This is a genomic window from Jiangella endophytica, from assembly GCF_003427025.1.
Taxonomy (GTDB): domain Bacteria; phylum Actinomycetota; class Actinomycetes; order Jiangellales; family Jiangellaceae; genus Jiangella; species Jiangella endophytica.
This window is the reverse complement of the sequence record NZ_QVAI01000083.1, coordinates 1-290: the sequence shown is the minus strand read 5'-3', so window position 1 is coordinate 290 and position 290 is coordinate 1. Positions and strand designations below refer to the sequence as shown.

Annotated in this window: 1 pseudogene; it reads right to left on the bottom strand. The window is 69.0% G+C overall.

Going from position 1 to position 290, the window contains the following annotated elements:
• Positions 1 to 290 (bottom strand): annotated as a pseudogene (locus tag DZA62_RS35365) (carbohydrate ABC transporter permease); the annotation flags it as partial.

Here is a 290-nt window from a genome sequence, read left to right as displayed (position 1 = left end):
CAGGCTGTCGACCAGTTCGGCGTCGACCAGCGTCCGGTAGAGCGGGATCAGGGTCGACTGCGCCGGCACGACGAACGCCAGCAGCAGGAGCACGCCGAAGACCCGGTTGAACAGCGTCGCCCGCATGATCATCCCGTAGGCCGCGGTGGCGCCGACGAGCAGCTGCACCACCACCGCCCCGACCGTGACGTAGAGAGTGTTGCCGAAGCTCTGCGCCAGTGGGACGCGGTCGAACACCTCCAGGTAGTTGTCGAGGTACAGCGACGTCGGCGGGGCCAGCGGCGAGCCCG